The organism is Sorangium sp. So ce726 (assembly GCF_051521405.1).
Lineage (GTDB): Bacteria > Myxococcota_A > Polyangia > Polyangiales > Polyangiaceae > Sorangium.
Map to the genome: position 1 here is coordinate 5,604,739 of NZ_CP150349.1, position 24,656 is coordinate 5,629,394.

A 24,656-nucleotide genomic window follows, 5' to 3' on the forward strand; every position below is an offset into this window, starting at 1 on the left:
GAGGCTGCCCAATGAACTACCGCAGGGGGTAGTTCGCCATGCAGACCATCTCGACGGAACAGGGTGAGAGCCGACAGGGCGGAGAGCAAGCCACGACGGATGCCTCGCACGAGTGTCCGCAGCGCTCCGGCGCCAGCCCCACGCTGCTCGAAACATTCCTGCCTGAGGCCGATATCGTCATGCACCACGCAATCGTGGTGATGGCGCCACCGGAGGTGACGTACGCCACGCTGAAGAGGGTGGATTTCGCGAGGAGCCGCTCTCTCCTGCTGCGCGCGGTCTTCGCGCTCCGCCTGGCCGCCGTGCGGCGCGCCCGGCGCAGGCTCCGCCTCGCGCCGCTTCCGGCGCGCGTGCGGATGTCGCTCCAGAACATCGAGGATCACGGCCAGTCCAAGCTCGCCGAAAAGGAGGGATCCGAGATCGTCATCGGCTCGATCGCGCGCCTGTTCAGCGTGCAGAGCCTGTTCACGAGGCGGACCGCCGCCGAGTTCAAGTCGTTCGACTGCCCCGGTCATTTCAAGGCGGCGGCGAGCTTCGTCGTGATGCCCTACGGCCAGCGCCAGACGCTGCTCGCGTACGAGACGCGCATCCGCGCGACCGACACGCGGACGAGGCGGCGGCTGTTCCTCGTGGACGCGCTGACGGCGCCGCTCGGGAGGCTCGTCATGCGCCGGATGCTCCGCGTCGTCGCCAGGGTCGCCAAGTACCAGTGCGCGGCGCCGGCGCATCATCGCCAGCAGGCCATGTAGCGCGATCACTGGCGATCCGTCGAGACTACCCCAATGAATCACCGCAGGGGGTAGTTCACCATGCAGACCATATCAACAGAACAGGGTGAGTTCCGGCAGGGAGACGGACAGGCCATGACGGGTGTCTCGTCCCAGGGCCAGGGCCAGCAGCGCTCCGGGGCTTGCCCCACGCTGCTCGAGTACTTCCTGCCGGAAGCCGATATCGTCGCGAATCACGAGATCGTGGTGATGGCGACGCCGGAGGTGACGTACGCCACGCTGAAGCGGCTGGATCTGGCGAGGAGCCGCTCTTTCCTGCTGCGCGCAGCCCTCGCGCTCCGCGTGGCCGAGATCCGGCGTGCCCGGCGCCGGCTCCGCCTCGCGCCGCTGCCCGCGCGCGCGCGGATGACGCTCCTGAACGTCGAGGACTACGGCGAGATCAAGCTGGCAGAGAACGAGGGCTCCGAGATCGCCATCGGCGCGATCTCGCGCCTGAAGGACACAGAGAGCCTGTTCACGAGGCGGACTCCCGCCGAGTTCAAGGCGTTCGATTGCCCCGGGCACATCAAGATGGTGGGGGGCTACGTCGTGACGCCCTACGGCCAGCGTCGGACGATGCTCTCGTACGAGCTGCGGATCCGCGCGACCGACACGCGGACGCGGCGGCGGCTGTTCTTCTGGGACGCCCTCATGAGGCCCCTCAACAGGTTCCTCATGCCCCAGATGCTCCGCGACATCGCGAGGGCCGCCGAGCGCCAGTGCGCCGCGCCGATGTATCGCCAGGCCACGTAGCGCCCTCGGTGTGCCGGGCGCGGGCCGCCGGCCACGCGCCGGCCACAAGCGGGCGCACCCTGGCTGCACCCCCGCCGGGAGCGCAGCCAGGGCGCGCCTTGCGCCTCGGCCCTCGCTCGTGCACCCTACGCGGCGAAGGAGGCCCGCCATACACCCCATTGCATCGACGAGCCTCGGCCTGACGCGCCGCTGAGCGCGCCAGCGAGGCTCACATCCCCGAGCTCATCTCGCGTGTCGCTGGAACCGCGCGGCCGACGCGTAGGTGCGTCGCCGCGCCCTCGGGAGCATGGCATGGGCAAAGATCGATCGCGGAGCCGCGAACGCGCGCGCTCCGTCGTGGATGCAGGTTCGTTGTTCGGTGGGACGGCGGCGCGGAGCGCGCAGCGCAAGGAGCGCCAGCTCTGCCGTCAGGTGCAGGAGGCGGTGAGCGACGCGCTCGCCGCGCTCCGCGATGACGTCCTCCAGGACGTCTGGGTGATGGGTGTGGAGCCGGCGCCAGACGCCAGCCGGCTCGCGGTGGTCGTGCAGGTCAGGCGTGGCGCGCCGCCGGAGGTGGTGGCGGCGCGGCTGGAGAAGGTGGCGGGCTATCTGCGCACGGAGGTGGCGGGGGCGATCACCCGCAAGCGCGCGCCGACGCTCGCGTTTCAGGTGCTGCCACCGGAGGGAGAGCCGTGAGCGCGCGCATCTCCGCGTGGCTCCCGGACGGCGCGAGCGCGGCGCTCAGCGCGTCGCTCTCGCGGCTCGCGCGCACCGACGATGTCGCCCACATCGCGGTCATGCCCGACGCGCACGTGGCCGACGACGTGTGCGTCGGCACGGTGACCGCCACGACCCGTCGCCTCTTGCCGGCGGCGGTCGGCGGCGACATCGGCTGCGGCATGGTCGCGCTGCGGCTCCGCGCGGACGCCGATCTGCTCGCGGATCGCGATCGCGCGGCGCAGCTCCTCTCCGCGCTGTGCCGCCGCGTCCCCCACCTGTTGCGCCCGGCCGCCGGCGCCCCGCCGCTGCCCGGCGATCTCGCCGAGGCGCGGCTCGGCGCGCCGCGCCTCGAGGCGATGAAGCACCGCGAGGGCCGGATGGAGCTCGGCACGCTCGGCCGCGGCAACCATTTCCTGGAGGTGCAACGCGACGAGGAGGGCGCGCTGTGGCTGCTCCTCCACAGCGGCTCGCGCGCCATGGGCCCGGCGATCCGGGCGCACCACGAGGCGCCCGCGGCGCGCGACCCGTCGGGCGTCCGCTTCCTCGACGCCGACAGCGAGGCCGGGCGCGCGTACCTCGATGACGCAGCCTGGGCCGCGAGGTACGCGCGGGCGAGCCGCGCGCGGATGGTCACCGAGGCCCTTGCGCTCTTCGCCGAGCTGTTCGGCGTCGACGCCGACGCGTCGTCGCGCATCGAGGTCGATCACAACCACGTCCGGCGCGAGGAGCACGGCGGACGTGCGCTGTGGGTGCACCGTAAGGGCGCCATGGGGCTCCGCGAGGGGGAGCCCGGCGTCGTGCCCGGGTCGATGGGGAGCCCGAGCTTCCACGTCGAGGGGCGCGGCCACCCCGAGGCGCTCGGCTCGTCAGCGCACGGCGCCGGGCGCGCGCTGCCGCGGGGCGAGGCGCGCCGCCGCATCGGCGCGCGGCAGCTGCTGCGCGAGGCCGAGGGCGTGTGGTTCGATCACCGGCTCGCGGACCGGCTGCGCGAGGAGGCGCCCTCGGCCTACAAGGACATCGGCGCGGTCATGCGGGCGCAACGCGACCTCGTGCGCGTCGTCCGCCGGCTCTGGCCGGTGCTCGTCTACAAGGCGCCATGATCGGACCCGTCACGACCGGTTGAGGGTGATGACGGGCGACGTCCACGTCTCCCAGTGCGCCTCGTTGTCCGGATCGCCGAGCGCCCGGAGCGCGCGGAGCTTGATCAGGTAATCCCCGTTCGGGACGACGGTGAGCCTCCCGTCGAGCTTCGTCGTGCCCTTCCATCCGTACCGCGTGACCGCCGTCGCGGACGCGCTCTGACCGACGTGGGACAGCATCAGCGCGCGCCCCCACGGCTTCGCCGTGGCGGCGTCGACGATGTCCAGGGTCAGGAGCTCCGCGCCGTGATCGAGGTGGACGACCACATACGGCATGTCCTCCGACTCCAGCGTGTAGGCCGCGCCGCGCGGCTGCTGGGTCAGGCGCGTCCCGCTCAGCTTGCCGAGCCATGGAGCCCCAAAACCCGACGGCTTGAGGACGGGCAGGCTCTGGTAATCGCCCTTGAAGCCCGCATACGGCACCCGCAGCAGGCCGTCGGCCGCGCCGCCCCGCGGCGTGAACACGAGGTAGCCGCCGAACAGGCCGCCTTCCGCGAGCGCATCGCTCGCCGTGACGGTGACGGAGACGGTCGCGCTCCCGGCGGCGGGCACCGCGACGCTCGCGGCGCTGAAATCGACGCGCGCGGCGCCGGCCGTGGCGCTCGCCGGCGCCCAGTGGTCGCCCCCGATCGCGCACGCCGCGGGCACGTGCGACAGGTCGTAGGTGACGTCGTGCCCGCTCGAGTTCTCGAGCGTCAGCGTGCGCACGGCGGGGCCGGCCTCGCTCTCTCCCAGCGAGAGCTTTCCGGGGCTGATCATGGTGGTCGCGCGGATCGCCCGGTCGACGCGGATCACCCCTGCGCCCTGCCGGTGGGCGCTCTCCGGCACGCCGGCGCCCAGATCGCCGCTCCACGGCGCGGGGACCGCGGTGTTCTGAAGGACGTCGCGCACGCGCGCCGCGGACAGCTCCGGGCGCGCGGCGAGCAGGAGCGCGACGGCCCCGGCCACGTGCGGCGCCGCCATCGACGTCCCGCTGAGCGTGTCATACGAGCCTTGCTCGATCGGCACCGTCGAATAGATCGTGCCGCCGGGCGCGGCGAGATCGGGCTTGAAGGACAGCGCCGCGCTCAGGCCGTGCGAGCTGAAGCGGGAGACGAGGCCCGCGGTGCTGTTCCGCGCGGCCACGGCCCGATGGGTCCAGCTGTGAGTCACGGGCCCCGCGTCGAGGCGCGCGTTGAGGAGCTCGCCGTCGGCCTGCGCGATCCCCACGACCGGGATGGTGATCGGATCGTCGCCCTCCACGGACGGGCTCATCGCGCCGAGCCGGTCGTTGTAGAACAGGACGCCGATCGCGCCCGCGGCCTGCGCGTGCGCGGCCTTCTGGTGGAACGAACAGCCGCCGCGCCGGACGAGCGCGATCTGGCCCGCGAGGCTGCCGGCGGGGAGCTCGGCGCACGCGTCGCGGGCGCTGGTGGTCGTCCCCGTGCGCGCGAGGGCGGCGCTCCCCGAGAGCGGCGCGGGCGGGCTCCCGGTGCCACGGATGTAGCCGATCACGGCGTTGCCCGGCGCGACGGTGAACGACAGCGTGGTGACGCGCGTGCTGTCGACGGACGCTGTGCCGATGACCGCCTCGCCCACGCCGGGCGCGCCCGCGGCCCAGAGCCCCTTCTCGCCGCTGTTGCCGATCGACGCGACGACCACGACGCCGCGCCCGACGAGCGCGCTCGCCGCCGTCGCCGTCGGGTAATCAGGCCACTGGAACGGCGTTCCGATGCTGATGTTGATGACGTGCATGCCGTCGCTGGCTGCCCGCTCCATCGCGCTGAGGATGATGTCCGCGCGCGAGCCGCCGCGGCAGCCGAACACGCGGTAAGCGCCGAAGGTCACGTCCGGGGCCACGCCCTGCACGACCCCATTCGCCCCGATGATCCCGGCGACGTGCGTGCCATGGCCCAGGCAATCGTCGGGCTCTCCGTCGGGCACGGGCGGCTTGGTCGCGTCGCCGGCGACGAAATCGTCGCCGACGAAATCGTAGCCAAACGCGACGCGGCAGCCCGGGCCGAAGCAGCCTCCGAGATCGGGGTGATGGTAATCGATGCCGCTGTCGATCACGCCGACGCGGATGTCCTCGCCGGTCACGCCGAGCTCTCGGCGCACGACGTCCGCGCCCGACATCTCGCCTGCGACGGCGAGGTCCGGGTCGACCGTCGGCGCGGCGCGCGTTGTGTCGAGCTCCACCGGCACCACGGGGTAGACGGCCTTGACCCCGGGCATGTCCACGAGCGCGGCGGAGCTCTCCTGCGCGACCCGGACGGAGAGGCCGTTCCAGAGCTCCTCGAACGAGAATCGTTGGTTGTACCGGAGCCCGCGCGCCGCGGCAGCTCGCCGGAAGAGCTCCCGCTCCTCCTCGATAAGGCCCTTGACGCGGTCGCCCCCGCTGTCCCTCTCGACCGGCGCTCGCTCGAACTCCACGAACCAGAGCTCCGTGGCCTCCTCCGGCGCGAACGTCGCTTCGCCTGGCTCCGAGTCGTCTGGAGGGGCAGTGTCCTGGCCCGCCTCCTTGTCTCCAGTCTCTCCGCTGCACCCTGAAATGGCGAACCAGAGAGATGCCAGAACGAGCCGGCAACCACCGCACCTCACAAACCCCTTCCCGCGCGCTCCGATCATCGATCAGCTATGTTCGATGACGCGAATCGGTCAAGCGTGAGCGGTGAGAGAACGGAGGGCGGCGCGCGCCACGGACCGTCATTGTCGCAGACCATGGAAGAGTGGTTGTTTCAGAGCAGCCGCCCTTTCGGGTCGGGCGTAACGAGAACTGCGCTGTGCGGCCCTGCCACGCGCGGCGGAGCGCGGCGGCGGCGCGACGGCGCGACGGGCACGGAGCCCAGGGCGCCCTGAGGAGCGCCCTCGAGAGACGTCGTTATCTCGCGATATCGTCGCTGTCCTGCCATGCCGCGGCGTCCGAGCTCGTCGCGCTCACCAGGCCGCCTCGGCCTCCGGCGGCGCGGGTCCGGCGCCGGGCGTTGCCGGTCCTCGAGCGCTCGACTAGCGTGGCGCGGCTCTCCGGCGCGGGCGGCGCCGGGGCTCGGATGCACGATGACGGTCCTCGAGCGCGCCTTGTTCTCCTTGCACCATCGCCTGGTCCACGTGCCGCGCGTGGGCCGCGTCGCGCGGGCGCTCGCCGCGCAGGTGGGCCCTGCGGCGTCGCTGATCGACGTGGGCGCGGGCGACGGCACGGTCGCGCTGGAGGTCGCGCGCCTGGTCGGGGCGCTCCGCGTCGTCGGCGTGGACGTGAAGGCGCGTCCCGGGGCGGCGCTGCCGGTCATCGGCTACGACGGCGAGCGCCTCCCCTTCCCCGACGCGGCGTTCGAGGCGGTGCTCCTCTCCGACGTGCTGCACCACGCCGTGCGCCCCGGCGCGCTGCTCGCCGAGGCGCTCCGGGTCGCGTCGCGCGTCGTTGCGCTCAAGGATCACTTCCGGTTCGGCCCGGTCTCGGAGCGCGTGCTGCTCTGGATGGATCTCGCCGGGAACGCCGCGCCCGGCGTCGAGGTGCGGGGCACGTACTTCACGCCGGGCGAGCTCGTCGAGCTCGTGCGCGGCGCGGGCGGGCGCATCACCGGCCTCGAGTGGCCGCTCCGGATCCACGATCTGCCGTTCCGCCTCGTGACCCAGGATCGCCTCCAGTTCGCGGCGCGGATCGAGCGCCTGGTCGAGGGAATCGCGGGAATCGCGGGAGGCGCGTGATGACGGAGCTCAGATCGTTCGTCGTCGGCGGCGCCGGGTTCATCGGGAGCCACCTTACCGATCGCCTGGTCGAGCGCGGCCCCGTGACGATCTACGACAACCTCTCTGTCGGGCGCCGCGCGTTCGTGGCGTCGCACCTCGCCTCCGGGCGCGCGACGCTCGTCGAGGCCGACGCCCTCGATCTGGAGCGGCTCACCGAGGCGATGGCGGGCCACGACCTCGTCGTGCACCTCGCGGCGAACCCCGAGGCGCGCTGGGGGCTCGCGCGGACGCGCCTCGACCTCGATCAGGGCACCATCGCGACGTACAACGTGCTCGAGGCGATGCGGCGGACGGCCGTCGGCCGGCTGATCTTCTCGTCCTCCGGGACGGTGTACGGCGACACCGCGCGCCGTTGCGCGGAGGGCGATCTCGGCGCCTTGCCCATCTCGCTCTATGGCGCGAGCAAGCTCGCGGGCGAGGCGCTCATCAGCGCCTATGTCGAGTGCTTCGGCCTCACGGCGTGGATCTACCGCTTCGGCAACGTCGTCGGGCCGCGCGGGACGCACGGCGCGGCGCTCGATTTCCTGAAGAAGCTGCGCGATCGGCGGACGGAGCTCGAGGTGCTCGGCGATGGGCGCCAGTCGAAGCCGTACCTCGATGTCCGGGACTGCGTGGAGGGGATCCTGTTCGGCTTCGATCAGGCCAGGGAGCGGCTCAACATCCACAACCTCGCGCCCGAGGACGCGACGAGCGTCTCGCGCATCGCGGAGCTGTGCGTGGCGGCGTCGCCCTACCCGGACGCGGTGATCCGGTATCAGGGAGGCGAGCGCGGGTGGCCTGGTGACGTGCCGCGATCGCGGATGGATCCTGGCAAGCTGGCGGCGCTGGGCTTCAGGGTGCGCCACACGAGCGACGAGGCGGTCCGGATGGCGGTCGAGGCGCTGGCGAGCGAGGTGTTCGGGGGCGAGCTGGCGCGACGAGCGCGGTGAGCGCGCGGTCGACGCGGCCGCCGCCGCGCGGGTCGACCGCGGTGGTAGACTCCGCGCATGGCTGAGCTCACCCTCTATCTCGGGAACAGGACCTATTCCTCGTGGTCGCTCCGGGCCTGGCTCCTGCTGAAGCAGGCTGGCGCCGATTTTGAAGAGGTGGTGATCCCTCTCCGGCCACCGGGCACGCGCACGCTGGAGATCCAGCGTTACTCTCCGTCGGGCAAGGTGCCGGCCTTGCAGCACGGGGCGCTCACGATCTGGGAGTCGCTCGCGATCGCCGAGTACGCGGCGGAGATCTTCCCCGCGGCGAAGCTCTGGCCGGAGGCGCGCGACGCGCGCGCCATCGCGCGATCGGTGAGCGCCGAGATGGCGAGCAGCTTCACCGCGCTCCGCACCGCGCTGCCGATGAACGTGCGGCGGAAGATCCAGGGCGTGGCGCTCACCGACGCGGCGTCGGAGGACATCGCGCGCGTCCAGGCGATATGGAACGACTGCCGATCGCGCTTTGGCCAGGGAGGCGAGTTCCTGTTCGGGCGCTTCAGCGCGGCGGACGCCATGTACGCGCCGGTCGCGACGCGGTTCGACACGTACGGCGTCGAGCTCGACGCAGTCTCCCGGCGCTACGTGGCGTCGATCCTCGGGCTGCCCGCGATGCAGGCGTGGATCGCGAAGGCCAAGGAGGAGCCGCACATCATCGAGGCGTATGAGGCCATCGGCGTCGTGGGCGTATAGGCCCAGGCGAGCGCGGCCCAGGCCGCGCGCGAGATCGCCGGCGACACCGCACGGCGAGGCGGCGGCTGGCGACGGAAAGCGCTAGACCCGGACATGCCGCACGAACTCGACCTCATCCTCACGATCACGGGCGGGCTGACCGCAGCCCTGGCGCTCGGCTTCATCACCCAGCGCCTGAGGCTGTCCCCCATCGTGGGCTACCTGCTGGCCGGCATCCTCGTCGGCCCCTTCACCCCGGGGTTCGTGGCGGACAAGCGGCTCGCGGACCAGCTCGCGGAGATCGGGGTCATCCTGCTGATGTTCGGGGTCGGCCTGCAGTTCCACGTCCGCGAGCTCCTTGCCGTGCGCAAGGTGGCCGTGCCCGGCGCCCTCATCCAGATCGCGGTCGCCACGGCGCTCGGCGCCCTGGTCGGCCGCACCGCGGGCTGGACGTGGGGCGCGGCGGTCGTCTTCGGCGTCGCCATCTCCGTGGCGAGCACCGTCGTGCTCATGCGGGTCCTCAGCGACAACGACGTCCTGCACACCCCCGCTGGCCACCTCGCCGTCGGCTGGCTCGTGCTCGAGGACGTCTTCACCGTGCTGGTGCTTGTGCTGCTCCCCGCCGTGGTGGGCGGCGACGCAGGCGTGGGCGCGTCGGGCATCGCCGCGTCCGTGGTGCTCGCGGTCCTGAAGCTCGCCGGGCTCGTGGCGTTCGTCTTCATCGTCGGACAGCGAGTCATCCCCGCGCTGCTGGGGTATGTGGCGAAGACCGGCTCGAGGGAGCTCTTCACGCTGACGGTTCTCGTCGTCGCGCTCGGCGTCTCCGTGGGCTCGGCCAAGCTCTTCGGCTCGTCGATGGCGCTCGGCGCCTTCCTCGGCGGCCTGGTCGTCTCCCAGTCCGACTTCAGCTCGCGCGCCGCCTCGGAAGCGCTCCCGATGCGCGACGCGTTCGCCGTGCTGTTCTTCGTCTCGGTGGGGATGCACCTCGACCCGGCGCAGCTCGCCGCGGGCTGGCAACTGGCGGCGGCGACGCTCGCGGTGGTGCTGATCGGCAAGCCGCTCGCCGCGCTCGCGGTGACGGTGCTGCTCCGCCGCCCCCTCCAGACCGCCTTCGCCGTGGCCCTCTCGCTCGCGCAGATCGGGGAGTTCTCGTTCATCCTCGCGGCGGTCGGCAAGAAGCTCGGCGTCCTCCCGGTCGAGGCCGAGCAGGTGCTCGTCGTCGCCGCCATCGTGTCGATCACGCTGAACCCGGTGTTCTTCGGCCTCCGGGATCGCCTCGCGCGATGGACGTCGGCGCTCTTCCTGCGGCGCGACGCCGCAGAGGCCGAGGCCGCTCCGGTGGACGAGCACGCCCACCGCACGGTCGTGGTGGGCTACGGCCCGGTCGGGAAGACGCTGACGCGGCTGCTCCGGGAGAACGGCATCGCGCCGACCGTCGTCGAGCTGAACCTCGACACGGTGAAGCAGCTGCAGGACCAGGGCATCCGCGCGATCTACGGCGACGCCACGCAGCGGGAGATCCTCGAGCGGGCCGGGGTCGGGACGGCGGACAGCCTGCTGTTCACGGCGGCGGGCGCGCCTGGGGACGGGGTGATCGAGCAGGCGAAGGGCGTGAACCCGCGGCTGTTCGTCCTCGCCCGCGCCTTCTACCTTCGCGAGGTGACCGCGCTGAAGAAGGCGGGCGCGGACGTCGTGGTGACCGGCGAGGCGGAGGTCGCGTTCTCGATGACCGAGCGCCTCCTCGTGCGGCTGGGCGCGACGACCGAGCAGGTCGAGCGCGAGCGCGAGCGCGTCCGGAGCGAGCTCTTCGGCGGCGGCTCACCAGGGCCTCGCCCCGCGGCGCACGACGGGTGACCTCGCGGCGGGCGCTGCGCGCCGCGCCGCGCGGCCCGGGCGCGCTGCTCACTTCGAATTGCCGAGCCAGGTCACGCCGCCCACGACCAGCGCGAGCCCAGCGACCTGCTGCCACGTGGCCGGCTCGCCCAGGATGACCCAGGAGAACGCGATCGTGAGCACCGGGCCGAGCGTCGAGAAGGTCGCCGCGCGGCCCGCGCCGAGCCGCCGGATGGCGGCGGCGAGCAGCACGATGGGGAGCACCGTGCTGATCGTCGCCATCGCCGCCGCGTACCCCCACACCGACGCCGGCAGCTCGCCCAGCCTGGCCGGGCTCTCCGTCGCCGCGTAGTGCGCGAGCACCATCAGGCACGAGGCCGCCCCGCAGTACGCGGCGAGGCGCGTCGAGCCGACCCTGGAGGCGAGCTTGCCGACGCCGAGGTAGTAGAGCGCGTAGGTCACCGAGCTCGCGAACACCCACGCTCCGCCGATGGCGACGACCCGCACGTCCCCGCTTTGCTCGAGATCGTGCCAGACGGCCGCCGCGAGGCCGAGATAACACACGGCGAGCGCTGCCCAGGCCTTGCCGTGCACCGGCTGCTTCAGCCACACCGCGCCGATCAGGAGGACGAGCGTCGGATACACGAACAGGATCAGCCGCTCGAGGCCGGTGCTGATGTACGTGAGCCCGATGAAGTCGAACAGGCTGGAGAGGTAATATCCGAGGAACCCGACGATCAGCACACCTCCCCAGAGGCGGGGCGTCAGGGGCCCCTCGGCGGCGCCGCGCTCCCTCCGGGCGAGCCACAGGAAGAACGGCAGCGCGATGCCCATCCGCAGCGCGAGCAGCGTCACCGCGTCGACGGGGTGCGCGGCGTAGGCGAGCTTCACGAAGATCGCCTTCAGCGCGAACGTCGCCGCCGAGAGGACGGCGAACGTCCGGCCGTCGTCGAGGAGGCCAGTCCGGATCTCGCCCGCCAACGCGCCTGCGCTCTCCTGAGGGGACATCACATCTGCTTCTCTGCTCTTCACCAGGCTCGCTCCACCAAGGGCCGGACATCGTCGCCGACAGCCCGCCTCCGGGCCGGCGCGCTCCTCCGGCGGGAGGCGCGCCGGCATTGCGCGCAGGAGCGCGCGTTTGCCACCGCACGAGGCGGCCTCGGGGCGAGGCGGGCACATTTCAGGTAGAGGACGATCTCCTGTTTGGGTAGCGGTCTCGACCTCGCAGGCGTCGGCCTCTCGGGACGCCAGATCGCCCGCGCTCCCCGGGGGCCTTGGGCTAAGCTCCCGTCTCCCATGACGTCTCCTGCTGGCCCAGGCACCGCCGCGCGCGCTCACGGCGGCGGCGCGCTCGCCTCGTCCGGCGCGCCGCCCACGCCGCCCCTGAGGCGGCCGCGCGCGCCGATCGCCCAGGAGCCCTCCGGCGTTCACCAGCTCGGCGGCTCGTTCCTCCAGATCGCCGCCACGGTGGGCGGCATGGCCGTGCTCGCGGGCAAGATCGCGGCGCGCGTGGCCACGCTCCGCGTCGACGGCGCCGAGTTCATGCGCAACCTCTACAGGATGGGCGTCAAGTCGATGCCCATCGTCGTCGTGACCGCCCTCTTCACCGGCGCCATCATGGTCATCCAGGCGGCGCCGCTGGTCGAGCGCTTCGGCGCGCACGGCCTGCTCGGCTGGGGCGCCGGCTTCGGCACGCTCCGCGAGATCGCCCCGCTGCTCACGGCGCTCATGATCAACGGCCGCGTCGGCGCCAACAACACCGCCGAGCTCGGCACCATGGTCGTCACCGAGCAGATCGACGCCCTCCGCGTCCTCGCGATCGACCCGGTGAGCTTCCTCATCGCCCCACGCTTCCTCGCGATGGTGCTGACGCTGCTCCTCTCGGTGATCTTCGCCGACGCGCTCGCCCTGCTCGGCGCCGCGCTGACCGGCGACCTCCTCCTCGGCGTCGCCCCGGCCGTCTTCTACAACGGCCTCACGAGCGGGCTGCTCGACATCGGCGACGTCATGAGCGGCCTCGTCAAGAGCGTCGTCTTCGGCGTCGTGCTCGCGCTCTCGAGCTGCCAGTACGGCCTCGGCGTGACCGGCGGCGCGCCCGGCGTCGGCCGCGCCGTCAACGCGACCGTCGTCGCCTCGGCCGCCGGCATCTTCATCCTCGACTACTTCGTCTCGTTCACGCTCGACTGATCGGCGGCGCCGCGCATGCCCTCCCCGGACAAGAGCTCCCATGATCGCCCGAGCGCCGGCCCGCCCTCGAGCGAGCTCAGGGATCTCGCGCCGGAGCCGTCCGGTGTCGCCGCGCTCGGCGCAGCCGCGCTGTCCCTGTACCAGTCGGCACGTGAGCTCTACTCGGTATTTGTAAGGACGCTTTACTACTGCGCGAAGGGACGCCGCGAGCCGGGCGCGGTGCTCCTCCAGATGTACGAGATCGGCAACAAATCGCTGTTCTTCCTGACGGTCGTGATGGGCTTCATCGGGATGATCATGGTCTTCCAGGCCGGCCAGCAGGCGAAGCGGGTCATCCCGGATCTGACCATGCTCGGCGCGACGTACCTCGAGCTGCTCGTCCGCGATCTCGCCGCGTCGATCGCCGCGCTGATGCTCGCCACGCGGGTCGGCGCGGGCATCGCCGCCGAGATCGGCTCGATGGTGGTGACCGAGCAGGTCGACGCGCTCCGCATGTGCGCGGCCGATCCGATCGACTACCTCATCAAGCCGCGGTTCATCGCGAGCGTCCTCATGACCACGTGCCTCATCGTCTGGAGCGCCGCGGTCTCCTTCGCCACCGGGATGGTCACCGCGTACAGCATGTTCGATGTCAGCCCCGAGACGTTCATGAACGTCAGCCTCGTCGACGCGGGTGATCTCGCGACCGGCCTCGCGAAGTGCGTGGCCTACGGCGCCGCGATCCCGGTGGTCTCCGGCCACTCCGGGCTGTCGACCTTCGGCGGCAGCGAGGGCGTGGGCTGGGCGACGACGCGCGCGGTCGTGAACTCCTCGCTCGCGGTCATCGTGCTCAACATGCTGATCTCGGCCGCCGCTTTCCTGATCTTCCGCTAGACCGGCGACCCCGCCGCGCCGCGCCGGCGCCTCACTCGATCGGCCCCTCGGCGCTGCCGGTGATGAACTGCTGCACGACCGCGTCGGGCGAGCCCTGGAATGCCGCGCGATCCCCGAGCAGGCGGACCAGGCCCTGATAGAGCATGACGATGCGGTCAGCGATCGTGAAGATGCTCACGAGGTCGTGGCTCACGACGATGCTCGTCACGCCGAGCGTGTCGCTGAGCTCGCGGATCAGCTTGTCGACGCGCCGCGCGCTCACCGGGTCGAGGCTCGTGGTCGGCTCGTCGAAGAGCACGTAGCGCGGGTCGAGCGTGAGCGCGCGGGCGATGGCGACGCGCTTGCGCATCCCGTCGCCGAGCTCCGGCGGGAAGCGGTCCCCGAACTCGCGCATATGCACCTGCTCGAGCCGCCGCCGCGCCTCCACGAGCGCCTCCTTCGGGCTGAGCCCCTTGTGCTTGCGAAGCGGGAGCGCGACGTTCTCGGCGCACGTCATCGAGTCGAACAGCGTGGAGTGCTGGAACACCATCGCGCACTTCATCCTCACCGGGTACATCCGGGCCTCGTCGAAGCGGCTCACCTCCTCTCCGTCCAGCCAGATCTCCCCGCCGTCCGGATAGAGCAGCCCCACGAGGTGCTTGATGAGCACGCTCTTCCCGACCCCCGACTGCCCGATGATGAAGAACACCTCGCCGTCCTCGACGTCGAACGAGACATCCTTGAGGACATCTTTGGGGCCAAAGGATTTTCTGACATTTCGAAACGAAATCATCGCGGTCTGGGGATGGAGCGGAGAAACGAGGAGAAACGAGGAGAAGCGCGAAACGAGGAGAAGCGCGGTTGCGTCAAAGCAATGGCTGCGCGAAGCGTCACGCCGCCCGCTGGAATATCGCGCTGCGGCAGGCGGATCCTGGCCTATTTCCCTCACCCGGCCGCCGTCAGATCGGAGAAGATAACGAACTCATGGCAAGCCCGCGATCGATTGAGGTCAAGGTCGGGATCCTCATCCTGACGGCGCTCGGGCTCCTCGCCACGTTCATCCTCGTGATGGGCGGGGTCAACTTCCAGCCGAAGTACTCGATCTACGTCGAGTTCGACAACCCGGGCGGCCTCCAGACCGGGGCGCCGGTGAAGATCGCCGGCGTGGAGGTCGGCAAGCTGAGCGAGATCCACTTCAGCGGCGGCAAGCTCGGCAAGGACGGCAAGCGCGAGCCGCTCGTGCGAATCCAGCTGCGCCTCGAGGAACGCTACCAGCAGAGCATCCACGACAACGCCACGTTCTACGTCACCACGCAGGGCGTGCTCGGCGAGCAGTTCCTCGCGATCGAACCCGGCTCGACCGATCGCCCGGTGATCCCCCCGAACGCCGTCGTCCGGGGGCTCGATCCGCCGCGCCTCGACATGCTGCTCGCCGAGGGCTACGAGCTCCTGCACGCGACGGTCTCGGCGATGCGCGAGCACCGCGAAGAGGTCGGGGAGGCGTTCGACGGGCTCCGGAAGACGCTGAAGGGCACCGGCGACTTCATGCACAGGAACCAGGATCGGCTCGATCGCATCGCCGAGAACGTCGAGCAGATGAGCGTCGACGGCACCGATCTCGTGAAGGACGCCCGGCAGCGGTACGTGAACAACCCGCAGATCGACCGCATCCTCGCGAACACCGATCAGCTGACGGGGACGGCCGCGCGCGATCTGCCGCCGCTCATGGCGGACGCGCGCGAGACGCTGGCGAACGCGCGCCGCCTCTCGACGACCGTGGGCGGCGAGACGGAGCAGGTCAAGATCAGGAAGACGCTCGATGACATCGCCGAGATCGCGGGCAGGGCGAGGGCTGCGACCGCCGACGCCCAGGAGGTCCTCGCCCACGTCAAGCGCGGCAAGGGGACGGTCGGCGCGCTCGTGATGGATGAGCAGCTGTTCGACGACCTGCAGGAGCTCGCGCGAGATCTCAAGCACAACCCCTGGAAGTTCTTCTGGCGCGAGTGAGCGGCGCTGCGCGCGTCCTGCGAGAGAGCGCCGCCGCGCGCCGAGCCGATGACCCGGGCGTGAGCGCGATGTACGTCCGTGGACGGTCGGGCCCCCGCCGCCCCTGACAGCCGATCAGGCCAGCCTGATCAGCGGGGCGCCTTCCGTGACGGCAGCCCCCTCGGTGACGAGGATCTCCTCGACCGTCCCCTCTTCCTCGGCCTCGACGGGCATCTCCATCTTCATGGACTCGAGGATGACGACGACGGTCCCCTCTTCGACCGCGTCGCCCGGCTTGACCTCGATCTTCCAGACCGTACCGGTGATGTGCGCCTTGATGAGTTTCGCCATGGGCGCGCGACGCTACCGGAGAGCCACCGAGAATCCAACGGGGCCGTTGCGAGCGACGGTGCCCGCCCTCGGGCTGTCCCTTCTTCCATGATGCCCTGGGCGCCCTCGGCGACGGACCAGTTCGTCCGGCGACGGCGCAGGCGCGCGGTGACAACCGGGGAGAACGGAGGTGAACCAAGGAGGACCAAGGAGAACCGAGGGCACCCGAGGTGACCGAGGTGACCGAGGTGGCCGAGGTGACTGAGGTGAAGACGTGGAGGTGAGGTGGAAGGGACGGAGCGCAACGATTTCCGCTGGTACCTGCGGTGCACCACGGCGATACTCTGGCTGGCGGCTCCGCGGCGCCTCGACATCACGAGGGTCGTGGCGTTCGCGAATAATTGCGTCAAAGCCGCTCTGCGGGTCAGAATCGTCCTGCTCGGTGGCCCCGAGGGCGACCTGCAGGTCCCCGCACCGCCCCTTGGTAGCCAAACCGCACGCGCTCGATCGAAGGAGCCACGAGGTCATGTCGGAACAGAAGGAAAGCTCGGTCCTGTTCTCGCTCAAGGAGCTGATGAACCTCGAGGAGGATCGCATCAAGAGCGAAGAGGCCCAGAAGGCCGCCGCCGCCGCCGCCGCCGAGAAGGCGCGCGTCGAGGCGGAGCGCGCCGCGCGCGATGCCGAGGAGCAGCGCATCCGCACCGAGGAGGAGCGCCGTCGCAGCGAGGAGCGCCGGTCCCGCGAGGAGACTGCGCGGCTCGAGGCGATCCGGCAGGCCGAGATCGAGAAGGCGCGCGTCGAGGCCGAGCAGAAGGCGCGGCTCGAGGCGATGGCCGCGCAGCAGCACCACGAGCGCTCGCTCGCGGCGCTGCAGCAGGACGAGTCGAAGAAGAAGCTGCGCAAGCTCCTCATCGGCGGCGCCATCGCCAGCGTGCTGGTGATCGGCATCGTCACGGTCGTCGCCGTCGACTCGGCGCAGAAGAACGAGGCGCGCATCCAGGCCGAGGCCGCGAGGGCCCGCGAGCTCGAGGAGGCGAACAAGCGCCTCGAGGCCCAGTTCAAGGAGTCCGAGGGCAAGATGGCCGGGCTGCGCGATCAGCTCGCGACCGCCAAGGACGAGGCGACGCGCCTCGCCCTGCAGAAGCAGCTCGAGGCCGAGCAGCAGAAGCAGGAGCAGCTGCGCCGCGGCGGCGGCGGCGGACGCCCGGCCGCGGGCGGCGCGCCGGCGAGCGGCGGCGCCAAGGCGCCCTGCAACTGTGCCCCTGGCGATCCGCTCTGCAGCTGCCTCTGACGCGGAACGGGGTCCCCGAATGGCCAACTTCAGCTCCGTCAGACAGAGAACGAGCCTCGGCGGCGGTTCGCTCGACGAGGCGCGCCGCAGGCTCGTCTACCCGCTTGACTACGCGAACCTCGATGAGGCCAGGGCGGCGGCGACCCGCATCGCCCCCTCGATCGGCGTGCTCAAGGTCGGTCTGGAGCTGTTCGTCCGCGAGGGGGCGAGGGCGGTCGAGATCGGCAAGTCGCTCGGGCTCGACGTCTTCCTCGATCTGAAGCTGCACGACATCCCCGAGACGGTGGCGCGGGCGGTGGCGAGCGCCGCCGCGCTCGGGGTCCGGTACCTGACCGTGCACGCGGCCGGCGGCGCCGAGATGTTGAGGCGCGCGGCCCACGAGGCGGCGCGCTCTCAGGACATGATCCTGCTCGCCGTCACCGTGCTCACGTCGCTCGACGATGGCGATCTCGCCGCGCAGGGCGTGCAGGGGAGCTCGTCCGAGCACGTGGTCCGGCTGGCGCAGCTCGCGCGCGGCGCCGGCATCCACGGGTTCGTCGCCTCGCCGCACGAGGTGCCCGCGCTGCGGGAGGCGCTCGGGCGGGGCGAGCTCATCGTGACGCCGGGCATCCGCCTCGGTGGAGGCGCAGGCAGCGCGCAAGGTGATGATCAGAAGCGCATCGCCACCCCCTCGGCCGCGATCTCGGCCGGCGCAGATCTCCTCGTCGTCGGCCGGCCAATCCGCGACTCGGCCGATCCGATCGCCACGGCGCGCTCGATCGTCCAGGAGATCGCGCACACGCTCCACCCTCCGCGCTGACGTGAGCCGCCTCGTCTACGGTCTCCAGCCGGTTCGTGAGGCGATCCGCGCGCACGGCGCGCGCGTCGGATGGGTCCTCGTCCAGCGCGACGGCGGCCCGAAGCTCGACGCGCTCGCGCGCCTCGCGGAGGGCCAGGGCATCCCGACCGAGCGCGCGCCCCGCAACGAGCTCGATCGCCGCAGCGCCGGCGGGCGCCACCAGGGGGCCGTGGCCTCGGCGCCCGAGCTCCAGATCGTCGGGGTCGACGCCATCCCGGTCATCGAAGAGGGCCAGCCCGGCGTCGGCACGATCACGGTGGCGCTCGACGGCGTGATGGACCCGCAGAACTTCGGCGCGGTGATCCGCAGCGCCGTCGCCCTGGGCGCCCGGGCCATCCTGTGGCCCGAGCACAGCTCGGCGCCGCTCACCCCGGCGACCTTCCGGGCGTCCGCGGGCGCGATCGAGCACGCGAGGCTGTGCCGTGTCCCCTCGCTGCCCGATGCCCTGGAGGCGCTCGCCGCCCGAGGCGTCGCCGCGATCGCGCTCGACGCCCAGGGTCCGGTGGAGCTCGGCGAGCTGCCCCTGACCGGCCCTGTCGCGATCGTCATCGGCGCCGAGGACAAGGGCACGCGCCGCGCGGTCCGCCGCGTCTGCCAGCACGTCGCCCGGCTCCCCATGACCGGCCCCATCGCCTCGCTGAACGCCTCGGTCGCAGGGGCGATCGCTCTCTACGAAGTCGTCCGGCAGCGCCGCGCGTCGAGCGTGTAGTCGGACAGCGCGCTCGGCCTCTCGCGGCGCACTTCCAGGTCCCGCTCACCAGCGCGCTCGCGCGCCGCGACGTGGCCTCTGGCAGCACCACCGCACGTCGAGCGCGAGGTCACCCGAGAGCTGGCCAGGACCGCCCTCGATCGATGCGTCCGGAGCCGGCGTGAGCGCGCGCCGCGAGGTCGCCGAGCAGCGCCGCAGGCCGACCTTTCTCACCAACAAAATTGACAATAAATTCGTACAGATACAAACAAGACCTGAAGCGAAGTCGAGCATCGCGCCGAACGCTGAACAGGCTCACAGCAAGGCGACCGATTCGATCCATTCAATGGATCGACTCAAAGAATCCACAGCCCCCTCAAAAAGCTCAATCACTGCGAAGAGATACCCCTGTGGACTCATCCTTCTCTGCGCGCTTATTCGGAATGGCTCGAGGGATGGTTCAAGAATCGACGGGTTCCCGGTAAGCGACGGGATCGGCTCAGGTTCCGGCTCGAAGCGATCGCAGGCGGGAGAGCACGCGGGCCACGCGCCGTGCGGCCTCGATGAGCTCGGCCTCGGTCGTGTCCTCGCCGATCGAGAAGCGCACGGCGGACGCCGCGCGCTCTGGCCCGAGCATCGCCGTGAGGACCGGGGAGGGCTCTGCGGTCCCGGCGCTGCAGGCCGAGCCGCTGGAGACGGCGACGCCCTCCAGGTCGAGCGCGGCGCAGAGCTCGTCGCCGCGCCAGCCGGGCCAGGAGAGGTTCGAGACGTGGGGGGCGCGGTCGCCGTCCCCGTTGCGGATCGGCGTCGCGCCGGCCGCGCGTCCGATCTCGACGAGCTCGGCCTCGAGGTGATCGCGGAGCGGGGCGAGCGCTGCGTAGCGGGCAGGACCGCCGATCGCGCGCTGGGCGGCCACGGCGAAGCCGGCCGCCGCGAGCGGGTCCTGCGTCCCGGGCCGCAACCCGCGCTCCTGGGCGCCTCCGAGCAGGACGGGCCGGAGCCGGATGCCCGGCCGGACCGCGAGGGCGCCGATCCCCTTCGGCCCGCGGAGCTTGTGGGCCGCGACCGACGCGAGATCCGCCCCGGCCCACGCCTCCGGCGGGAGGCGTCCCACCGCCTGGACGGCGTCGACATGAAGGCGCGCCCCGCGGGCGTGGACGATCGCGGCCGCCTCAGCGATCGGCTGGATGACCCCTGTCTCGTGGTTCACCGCCTGGAGGCTCACGAGCCGCACGGGCGCGACGGCCGCCGCTCGATCCACGGCGGCAGCGATCGCCTCCGGCGCGACCCGGCCGGACGGCTCGGGATCGATCCACGCGACGTGCACGCCGCGGCCGGCGAGCGCCTCGGCGGCGCGGGTCACCGACGGGTGCTCGATCCGCGAGACGACGAGCGCCCCGGATCGCTCGTCGAACGCGTGGCAGAGCGCGATGTTGTTGGCCTCGGTGCCGCCCGAGGTGAGGATCACGTCGCGCGCGTCGAAGCCCGTCAGCCGGGCGACCGCCTCCCGCGCCTGCTCGATGAACGCGCGCGCCCGACGCCCTGGTCCGTGGACGCTCGCGGGGTTGGCCCAGGCCACCTCGGCCGCGGACTGCATCGCCGCCAGGACCTCGGGGTGCGGCGGCGTCGTGGCGTTCCAGTCGAGGTAGATGGCGCGAGCGGCCGGGTGCATCAGATAGACGACGAGGGATCGGTGGGAGGCGACGAGGGCGGGCCGATCCGGCCGGGGGAGCTGCCATCGTCCTGGAAGGGCGCTCGCCGGGCGACCGTCAGGTAGAACGCGGCCCCGGTCAGCGTCTCGCCCTCGATGATCTCGTTGCTGGGAGACGCTACGCGCACGTCGCCGCCGAGCCCGCGAGCGGTGCGCCGCGCGATCGCGAGCCCGACGCCGACGCCGCCGTAGGCGCGCGTGGCCGAGCCGTCGACCTGGTAGAACGGCTCGAAGATGCGCGACTGGCGGTCCGCCTTGACCCCGGGCCCGGTGTCAGCGACGCAGAGCTCGTAGTGCCCCGACTGGAGCACGGTGACCCGCACGCCCGCGGTGCCGCCGGCCGGCGTGAACTTCGCCGCGTTCTCGAACAGCTGGATCATCGCCCGCTGCAGGCGGCCCGCGTCGCCCCACGCGGGGAGCGGGCCGCGCGGAAGATCCTCGACGAGCTGCACCTTCCCCTCGGCGAAGCGGTCGGCGACCTGGGCGAGGGCGCGCCGCGTGGTGTCGAGAAAATCGTACTCGGAGTGCATGAAGCGCATCCGGCCCGTCTCGATGCCGGTGACGTCGAGGAGGTTGTCGATGAGCGAGCGGAGCCTGCGGACGCAGTCCTCCATCGCGAGGAGCGCCTTCTTCTGTGCCTTGTTGAGCGGGCCGAGCTCCTCGTCGGCGAGCAGCTTCACGTACCCGACGATCGGGGTCATCGGGGTCGCGAGCTCGTGGGAGATGTTGCGGTAGAACTCGGTGCGCGCGGCGTCGAGCTCGCGGAGCCGGGCGTTGGCGCGCGAGAGCTCGGCGACCTTCTGCTCCAGGTGGGCGACGATGCGCTGGCTCTGCTCGCGCAGGCGGAGCGGCCCCTGGGACGCGGGGAGCTCCTCGCGCGCGCCGCTGAGGTAGCGGGCGATGATCGACGGGAAGGAGCGCGCGTCGATCGGCTTCTGGAGGAAGCCGTCACAGCCGACGGCGAGGCTCGTGTCCCGGTCGCCCTCCGCGGTGATCGCGACGATGGGTACGCCGGCGAGCGACGCCTCGCCGCGCAGGCGCAGGGTGACCTCGAACCCATCGAGGCCCGGGATGTTCAGGTCGACGAGGACGAGGTCGGGATGCTGCGTACAGGCGAGACGTACCCCTTCGAGCCCGTCGGCGGCCTCTAGGACCTCGTAGCCCGCGTTCTGGAGCAGCTTGCGGACGAGCAGGCGGTTCGCGGGATCGTCCTCGATGTGAAGGATCTTCGACATGGGCTCTGCGTGCGCATAGTAGTCGCGATCGCGGGGGTTCAGGCACGTTCTGCGCGAACTTCCACCGCCTGCCAGGCTGCGCGGGCGCGCCCAGCGCCGGGATCGTCCGCTCGCAGCGCTCGTTTGCGGTGCGGGTTGCCTGGCTCGCGCCGAGCGGGTTGCCTGGCTCGCGCCGAGCGGGTTGCCTGGCTCGCGCCGAGCGGGTTGCCTGGCTCGCGCCGAGCGGGTTGACGGAGGGGCAGCATCCCTTCAATACGGGGGCCGCCATGCTCGGCCCTTCCAGGTTCCACCGCGCCGCCGTCACGACGCCGCGCTGCCTTCCCTTCCTCGGGCGCTCCCGATGACGACCGCGCACCAGCAAGAGAGCGAGGCTGCGGTCGCAGACCCCGGGGGTGGAGAGACCGCCAGGCTCCCGCTGCCGGGCGCGCCGCGCAGCGCGGGCGACCCCCCCGCGAGCGCAGGAAGCGCAGCGCGCGCGCTGCCCGCGCGCCTCGCCTATGCGCTCGCGGCCCTCAGCGGGCTCTTCTACTTCCTCGGGTTTCCTGGGATGGATCTCTGGCCGATCTCGTTCTTCGGCCTCGTCCCGCTGATCGTCGCGCTGCGGGGACAGACGCCCGGGCGAGCGGCGCTGCTCGGCTGGATCGCCGGCTTCGTCATGACGATGACCGGCTTCTACTGGCTGCTCGAGATGCTGCGGGTGTTCAGCGGATTCCCCACGGTCCTCTGCGCGCTCTTCATGGCCATCCTCTGCGGCTACCAGGCCGGGAGGATCGCCCTATGCGGCTGGCTCTACGGGCGGGCCGAGGCGCGCGGATGGCCAGGCTCGGTGGCCTTCGCGCTCGCGTTCGTGACGAGCGAGCTCGTCTATCCGCTGCTCTTCCCCTGGTACTACGGCGCCTCGGTCCACAACGCGCCGGTGATGGGCCAGGTCGCGGATCTCGGCGGCCCCTACCTCGTCGGCCTGGTGCTGGTCGCCGCGAACCTCGCGATCGCCGAGCTCGTCACGTTCTGGCTGGATCGCGCGCCCCAGAGCCCCGCGCCGGGCGAAGCCGGCCCGCCGCGGCGCGGTCGCCCGCTGAACCGCGCGGTCCTCGCTGTGGGGATCGCCGCCCCCGCCCTCGCCGCCGTGTATGGCGTGCTCCGGATCCGCGCCGTGGACGCGGCCGCCGCGGCGGCCGAGCCGATCAAGATCGGGATCGTCCAGCCGAACCTCGCGCTCTTCGACCGCCGGAACGCGCTCAAGATCCACGTGAGTCGGACCCGGGAGCTCGCGCAGCAGGGCGCGGAGCTCGTCGTGTGGAGCGAGGCGGGCGTGCCGCAAGCCTTCCGCGAGTCGGCCTACCAGCGCGAGGTCCAGCGGTCGCTCACGGGCCGCCTCGGCGTCCCGACGGTGGTCGGCACGGTCATCCACCGGCTACCGGCCGACCGGAACGAGCGCGGCGTGAGCTTCAACACCGCGCTCATGGCCGGCAAGGACGGCGAGATCCTCGGTCGATACGACAAGCAGTACCTGCTCGCGTTCGGCGAGTACCTCCCGTTCGGCGAGATGGTCCCGTACCTCTACAAGCTGTCGCCGAACTCGGGCCGCTTCAGCCCCGGCACGTCGCTCGCTCCGCTCGAGTGGGACGGCCACAAGCTCGCGACGATGATCTGCTACGAGGACATCCTCCCGCACTTCGTGAACAAGCTGGTCGCCCAGGGCGACCCCGACCTCCTCGTCAACCTCACGAACGACGCCTGGTTCGGCAACTCGACGGAGCCGTGGATCCACCTCGCGCTCGCGAAGATGCGCTCGATCGAGCACCGCCGCTACCTCGTGCGCGCCACCAACAGCGGCGTCTCCGCGATCGTCGACCCGGTCGGGCGGGTTGTCGCGCACAGCGACACGTTCAAGGAGCAGTCGCTCCTCGGCGAAGCCCGGTTCATGCGCGCGCAGACCGTCTACGGGACCGTGAAGGACATCCCGTGGTACGTCGCCGCGGCCGTGAGCGCCGCCATGGCGCTGTTCACGCGGCCGAAGCGCCGACAGCTCCGGCGCGGCGAAAGCTGACCTGCGCGCATCCGAACGTTACGCGCCGACGCCGCCCGCGCTGGAGCGACCCAAGAGAGGCGGTCACCCGCACAGGAGACGGGCCCAGATCGGCGTTTTCGGCGCGGAAGCGTACTCACGTACGCTGAGCACCGAAAACGTCGAGATGGGCCCGTATCCGAAGCGGGTGACCGCCTCTCTAAAGCTTCATTGCCTTTTTGAAGCGCTTCGCGTCGGCGAACATGTCGACGTTCGTGAACACGTACGTCGCGTCGTCGTGCTTCGCGCCGCGCGCGATCTCCGCGAGCCGCTCGATCGCCGGATCCTCGTAGCGCGACTTGTGCCCCGCGGGACCGTGCAGGCGGTAGTAGGCCACCTTCAGCCGCGAGAGCCCCGCGTTCAGCGGATCGCGCGCGGCGAGCGCGCCGACCTCCTGGGTGAGCTCGTCGCACTCATCCGGATCCCACCCCGGCGGAGGCTCGAAGACGACGCGCTCGAAGCGCTTCTTCACGTTGACGAGGAAGTCGCGCAGGATCGCCTTGTTCGCGCGCGTCGGCGTGAACTCCGGGGGGCCGACGAAGACGGCGAGCTTCGCCTCGAGCTCGTCCGCGACCGCCTCGATGCTCTTGAGCGCCGTCTCGATGACTTTGCCATCCCGAAATCCCTCCTGCCCGATCTCGCGCGGACCGAGCAGGGCGAAGCGAAAGCCGCCTGGAGCTTCGCGCCGCCAGCGCCGGATCGTTCCAGGTCCCGGGAGGGACACATGGGTCTCCTGCACCTCCACGAACATGAACTCGCGGAAATAGCGCGTCGCTGGGACGGGAAAACCGGCGCAGCCGACGGTAATCATCGCCCCCACCCTAGCCCACGCGCGCGCTGGCGAGAAGCCAGACCGATGGATTTCTCGATCGGCTCGCCTGGACGCCCAAACGAGGCGCTGCGCCTCGCGGGG

22 protein-coding genes are annotated in these 24,656 nt (G+C 71.5%); 15 read left to right on the top strand and 7 right to left on the bottom strand.

Translation table 11 applies throughout. The features are described 5' to 3' along the window. Positions 1-179: 179 nt before the first annotated feature. The 4 genes from WME79_RS20830 to WME79_RS20845 all read left to right on the top strand — a co-directional run bounded on the left by WME79_RS20830 (position 180) and on the right by WME79_RS20845 (position 3,319). Positions 180-749: a hypothetical protein gene (locus WME79_RS20830; RefSeq protein ID WP_437538388.1), complete on the top strand. Its 570-nt coding sequence runs from the start codon at positions 180-182 to the stop codon at positions 747-749. Between the two features lie 60 nt (positions 750-809). After that, the gene (locus WME79_RS20835; RefSeq protein WP_437538389.1) at positions 810-1,520 is read left to right on the top strand and encodes a hypothetical protein; all 711 of its coding nucleotides are present in this window, start codon (positions 810-812) and stop codon (positions 1,518-1,520) included. Positions 1,521-1,871: 351 nt separating this feature from the next. Next, a complete protein-coding gene (locus WME79_RS20840; protein ID WP_437538390.1) occupies positions 1,872-2,195 on the top strand; it encodes a ribosome-binding factor A in 324 nt (107 codons plus the stop codon). Continuing rightward, positions 2,192-3,319, top strand: a complete 1,128-nt coding sequence (locus WME79_RS20845; protein ID WP_437538391.1) for an RtcB family protein — start codon at positions 2,192-2,194, stop codon at positions 3,317-3,319. Before WME79_RS20840 ends, WME79_RS20845 begins: the two co-directional genes overlap by 4 nt. A 9-nt stretch (positions 3,320-3,328) precedes the next feature. On the opposite strand, the gene WME79_RS20850 is transcribed toward WME79_RS20845, so the two are convergent. Further along, positions 3,329-5,965, bottom strand: a complete 2,637-nt coding sequence (locus WME79_RS20850; protein WP_437538392.1) for a S8 family serine peptidase — start codon at positions 5,963-5,965, stop codon at positions 3,329-3,331. Between the two features lie 429 nt (positions 5,966-6,394). Between WME79_RS20850 and WME79_RS20855 the strand changes: the two genes are divergently transcribed. From WME79_RS20855 to WME79_RS20870, 4 genes are all read left to right on the top strand, one after another. After that, positions 6,395-7,042 (top strand): class I SAM-dependent methyltransferase, encoded by a 648-nt coding sequence (locus tag WME79_RS20855; protein ID WP_437538393.1) that lies wholly within the window; start codon positions 6,395-6,397, stop codon positions 7,040-7,042. Continuing rightward, positions 7,042-8,013, top strand: a complete 972-nt coding sequence (locus tag WME79_RS20860; RefSeq protein WP_437538394.1) for an NAD-dependent epimerase/dehydratase family protein — start codon at positions 7,042-7,044, stop codon at positions 8,011-8,013. Before WME79_RS20855 ends, WME79_RS20860 begins: the two co-directional genes overlap by 1 nt. A gap of 57 nt (positions 8,014-8,070) precedes the next feature. Beyond that, positions 8,071-8,745: a glutathione S-transferase family protein gene (locus tag WME79_RS20865; RefSeq protein ID WP_437538395.1), complete on the top strand. Its 675-nt coding sequence runs from the start codon at positions 8,071-8,073 to the stop codon at positions 8,743-8,745. A gap of 93 nt (positions 8,746-8,838) precedes the next feature. Next, positions 8,839-10,578, top strand: coding sequence for a cation:proton antiporter (locus tag WME79_RS20870; protein WP_437538396.1), 1,740 nt, complete (start codon positions 8,839-8,841; stop codon positions 10,576-10,578). A 48-nt stretch (positions 10,579-10,626) separates the two neighbouring features. Here WME79_RS20870 and WME79_RS20875 read toward each other — a convergent pair whose 3' ends face one another. Continuing rightward, a complete protein-coding gene (locus tag WME79_RS20875) occupies positions 10,627-11,565 on the bottom strand; it encodes a DMT family transporter (protein ID WP_437538397.1) in 939 nt (312 codons plus the stop codon). A gap of 288 nt (positions 11,566-11,853) precedes the next feature. On the opposite strand from WME79_RS20875, the gene WME79_RS20880 reads away from it, so the two are divergent. Both WME79_RS20880 and WME79_RS20885 read left to right on the top strand, forming a co-directional pair. Continuing rightward, positions 11,854-12,744: an MlaE family ABC transporter permease gene (locus WME79_RS20880; protein WP_437538398.1), complete on the top strand. Its 891-nt coding sequence runs from the start codon at positions 11,854-11,856 to the stop codon at positions 12,742-12,744. 15 nt (positions 12,745-12,759) lie between these two features. Further along, positions 12,760-13,617 carry an MlaE family ABC transporter permease gene (locus WME79_RS20885; protein WP_437538399.1) on the top strand — a complete coding sequence of 286 codons (858 nt, stop codon included), beginning with the start codon at positions 12,760-12,762 and terminating at the stop codon, positions 13,615-13,617. Between the two features lie 31 nt (positions 13,618-13,648). Here WME79_RS20885 and WME79_RS20890 read toward each other — a convergent pair whose 3' ends face one another. Next, positions 13,649-14,389, bottom strand: coding sequence for an ABC transporter ATP-binding protein (locus tag WME79_RS20890; protein ID WP_437538400.1), 741 nt, complete (start codon positions 14,387-14,389; stop codon positions 13,649-13,651). Positions 14,390-14,580: 191 nt separating this feature from the next. Here WME79_RS20890 and WME79_RS20895 point away from each other — a divergent pair, with 191 nt between their 5' ends. Next, positions 14,581-15,603, top strand: a complete 1,023-nt coding sequence (locus WME79_RS20895) for an MlaD family protein (RefSeq protein ID WP_272099388.1) — start codon at positions 14,581-14,583, stop codon at positions 15,601-15,603. A gap of 114 nt (positions 15,604-15,717) precedes the next feature. On the opposite strand, the gene WME79_RS20900 is transcribed toward WME79_RS20895, so the two are convergent. Then, a complete protein-coding gene (locus tag WME79_RS20900; RefSeq protein WP_437538401.1) occupies positions 15,718-15,933 on the bottom strand; it encodes a biotin/lipoyl-binding carrier protein in 216 nt (71 codons plus the stop codon). Positions 15,934-16,438: 505 nt separating this feature from the next. On the opposite strand from WME79_RS20900, the gene WME79_RS20905 reads away from it, so the two are divergent. The 3 genes from WME79_RS20905 to WME79_RS20915 are packed head-to-tail and all read left to right on the top strand — an operon-like array spanning position 16,439 to position 18,750. Next, entirely contained in the window at positions 16,439-17,203 is a 765-nt protein-coding gene (locus WME79_RS20905; protein ID WP_437538402.1) for a hypothetical protein, read from the top strand. Between the two features lie 19 nt (positions 17,204-17,222). Beyond that, positions 17,223-18,002 carry an orotidine-5'-phosphate decarboxylase gene (pyrF, locus tag WME79_RS20910; RefSeq protein WP_437538403.1) on the top strand — a complete coding sequence of 260 codons (780 nt, stop codon included), beginning with the start codon at positions 17,223-17,225 and terminating at the stop codon, positions 18,000-18,002. A 1-nt stretch (position 18,003) separates the two neighbouring features. Beyond that, positions 18,004-18,750 (top strand): TrmH family RNA methyltransferase, encoded by a 747-nt coding sequence (locus tag WME79_RS20915; protein ID WP_437538404.1) that lies wholly within the window; start codon positions 18,004-18,006, stop codon positions 18,748-18,750. A 478-nt stretch (positions 18,751-19,228) separates the two neighbouring features. On the opposite strand, the gene WME79_RS20920 is transcribed toward WME79_RS20915, so the two are convergent. Next, positions 19,229-20,401 (bottom strand): cysteine desulfurase family protein, encoded by a 1,173-nt coding sequence (locus WME79_RS20920; protein WP_437538405.1) that lies wholly within the window; start codon positions 20,399-20,401, stop codon positions 19,229-19,231. Continuing rightward, complete coding sequence (locus WME79_RS20925) at positions 20,401-21,675, bottom strand: hybrid sensor histidine kinase/response regulator (RefSeq protein ID WP_437538406.1); 1,275 nt, start codon at positions 21,673-21,675, stop codon at positions 20,401-20,403. Before WME79_RS20925 ends, WME79_RS20920 begins: the two co-directional genes overlap by 1 nt. Positions 21,676-22,015: 340 nt before the next feature. On the opposite strand from WME79_RS20925, the gene lnt reads away from it, so the two are divergent. Further along, positions 22,016-23,725, top strand: a complete 1,710-nt coding sequence (gene lnt, locus WME79_RS20930) for an apolipoprotein N-acyltransferase (protein WP_437538407.1) — start codon at positions 22,016-22,018, stop codon at positions 23,723-23,725. 178 nt (positions 23,726-23,903) lie between these two features. On the opposite strand, the gene WME79_RS20935 is transcribed toward lnt, so the two are convergent. Beyond that, positions 23,904-24,554: a DUF72 domain-containing protein gene (locus WME79_RS20935; protein ID WP_012236337.1), complete on the bottom strand. Its 651-nt coding sequence runs from the start codon at positions 24,552-24,554 to the stop codon at positions 23,904-23,906. Positions 24,555-24,656: the final 102 nt, after the last annotated feature.

Excerpts from the sequence above, each read along its gene's own strand:
- WME79_RS20830 (WP_437538388.1), top strand. The coding sequence starts at position 180 with ATGCACCACGCAATCGTGGTGATGGCGCCACCGGAGGTGACGTACGCC.
- WME79_RS20835 (WP_437538389.1), top strand. The coding sequence starts at position 810 with ATGCAGACCATATCAACAGAACAGGGTGAGTTCCGGCAGGGAGACGGA.
- WME79_RS20850 (WP_437538392.1), bottom strand. The coding sequence starts at position 5,965 with ATGATCGGAGCGCGCGGGAAGGGGTTTGTGAGGTGCGGTGGTTGCCGG.
- WME79_RS20855 (WP_437538393.1), top strand. The coding sequence starts at position 6,395 with ATGACGGTCCTCGAGCGCGCCTTGTTCTCCTTGCACCATCGCCTGGTC.
- WME79_RS20860 (WP_437538394.1), top strand. The coding sequence starts at position 7,042 with ATGACGGAGCTCAGATCGTTCGTCGTCGGCGGCGCCGGGTTCATCGGG.
- WME79_RS20865 (WP_437538395.1), top strand. The coding sequence starts at position 8,071 with ATGGCTGAGCTCACCCTCTATCTCGGGAACAGGACCTATTCCTCGTGG.
- WME79_RS20870 (WP_437538396.1), top strand. The coding sequence starts at position 8,839 with ATGCCGCACGAACTCGACCTCATCCTCACGATCACGGGCGGGCTGACC.
- WME79_RS20875 (WP_437538397.1), bottom strand. The coding sequence starts at position 11,565 with ATGTCCCCTCAGGAGAGCGCAGGCGCGTTGGCGGGCGAGATCCGGACT.
- WME79_RS20880 (WP_437538398.1), top strand. The coding sequence starts at position 11,854 with ATGACGTCTCCTGCTGGCCCAGGCACCGCCGCGCGCGCTCACGGCGGC.
- WME79_RS20885 (WP_437538399.1), top strand. The coding sequence starts at position 12,760 with ATGCCCTCCCCGGACAAGAGCTCCCATGATCGCCCGAGCGCCGGCCCG.
- WME79_RS20890 (WP_437538400.1), bottom strand. The coding sequence starts at position 14,389 with ATGATTTCGTTTCGAAATGTCAGAAAATCCTTTGGCCCCAAAGATGTC.
- WME79_RS20895 (WP_272099388.1), top strand. The coding sequence starts at position 14,581 with ATGGCAAGCCCGCGATCGATTGAGGTCAAGGTCGGGATCCTCATCCTG.
- WME79_RS20900 (WP_437538401.1), bottom strand. The coding sequence starts at position 15,933 with ATGGCGAAACTCATCAAGGCGCACATCACCGGTACGGTCTGGAAGATC.
- WME79_RS20905 (WP_437538402.1), top strand. The coding sequence starts at position 16,439 with ATGTCGGAACAGAAGGAAAGCTCGGTCCTGTTCTCGCTCAAGGAGCTG.
- pyrF (WP_437538403.1), top strand. The coding sequence starts at position 17,223 with ATGGCCAACTTCAGCTCCGTCAGACAGAGAACGAGCCTCGGCGGCGGT.
- WME79_RS20920 (WP_437538405.1), bottom strand. The coding sequence starts at position 20,401 with ATGCACCCGGCCGCTCGCGCCATCTACCTCGACTGGAACGCCACGACG.
- WME79_RS20925 (WP_437538406.1), bottom strand. The coding sequence starts at position 21,675 with ATGTCGAAGATCCTTCACATCGAGGACGATCCCGCGAACCGCCTGCTC.
- lnt (WP_437538407.1), top strand. The coding sequence starts at position 22,016 with ATGACGACCGCGCACCAGCAAGAGAGCGAGGCTGCGGTCGCAGACCCC.
- WME79_RS20935 (WP_012236337.1), bottom strand. The coding sequence starts at position 24,554 with ATGATTACCGTCGGCTGCGCCGGTTTTCCCGTCCCAGCGACGCGCTAT.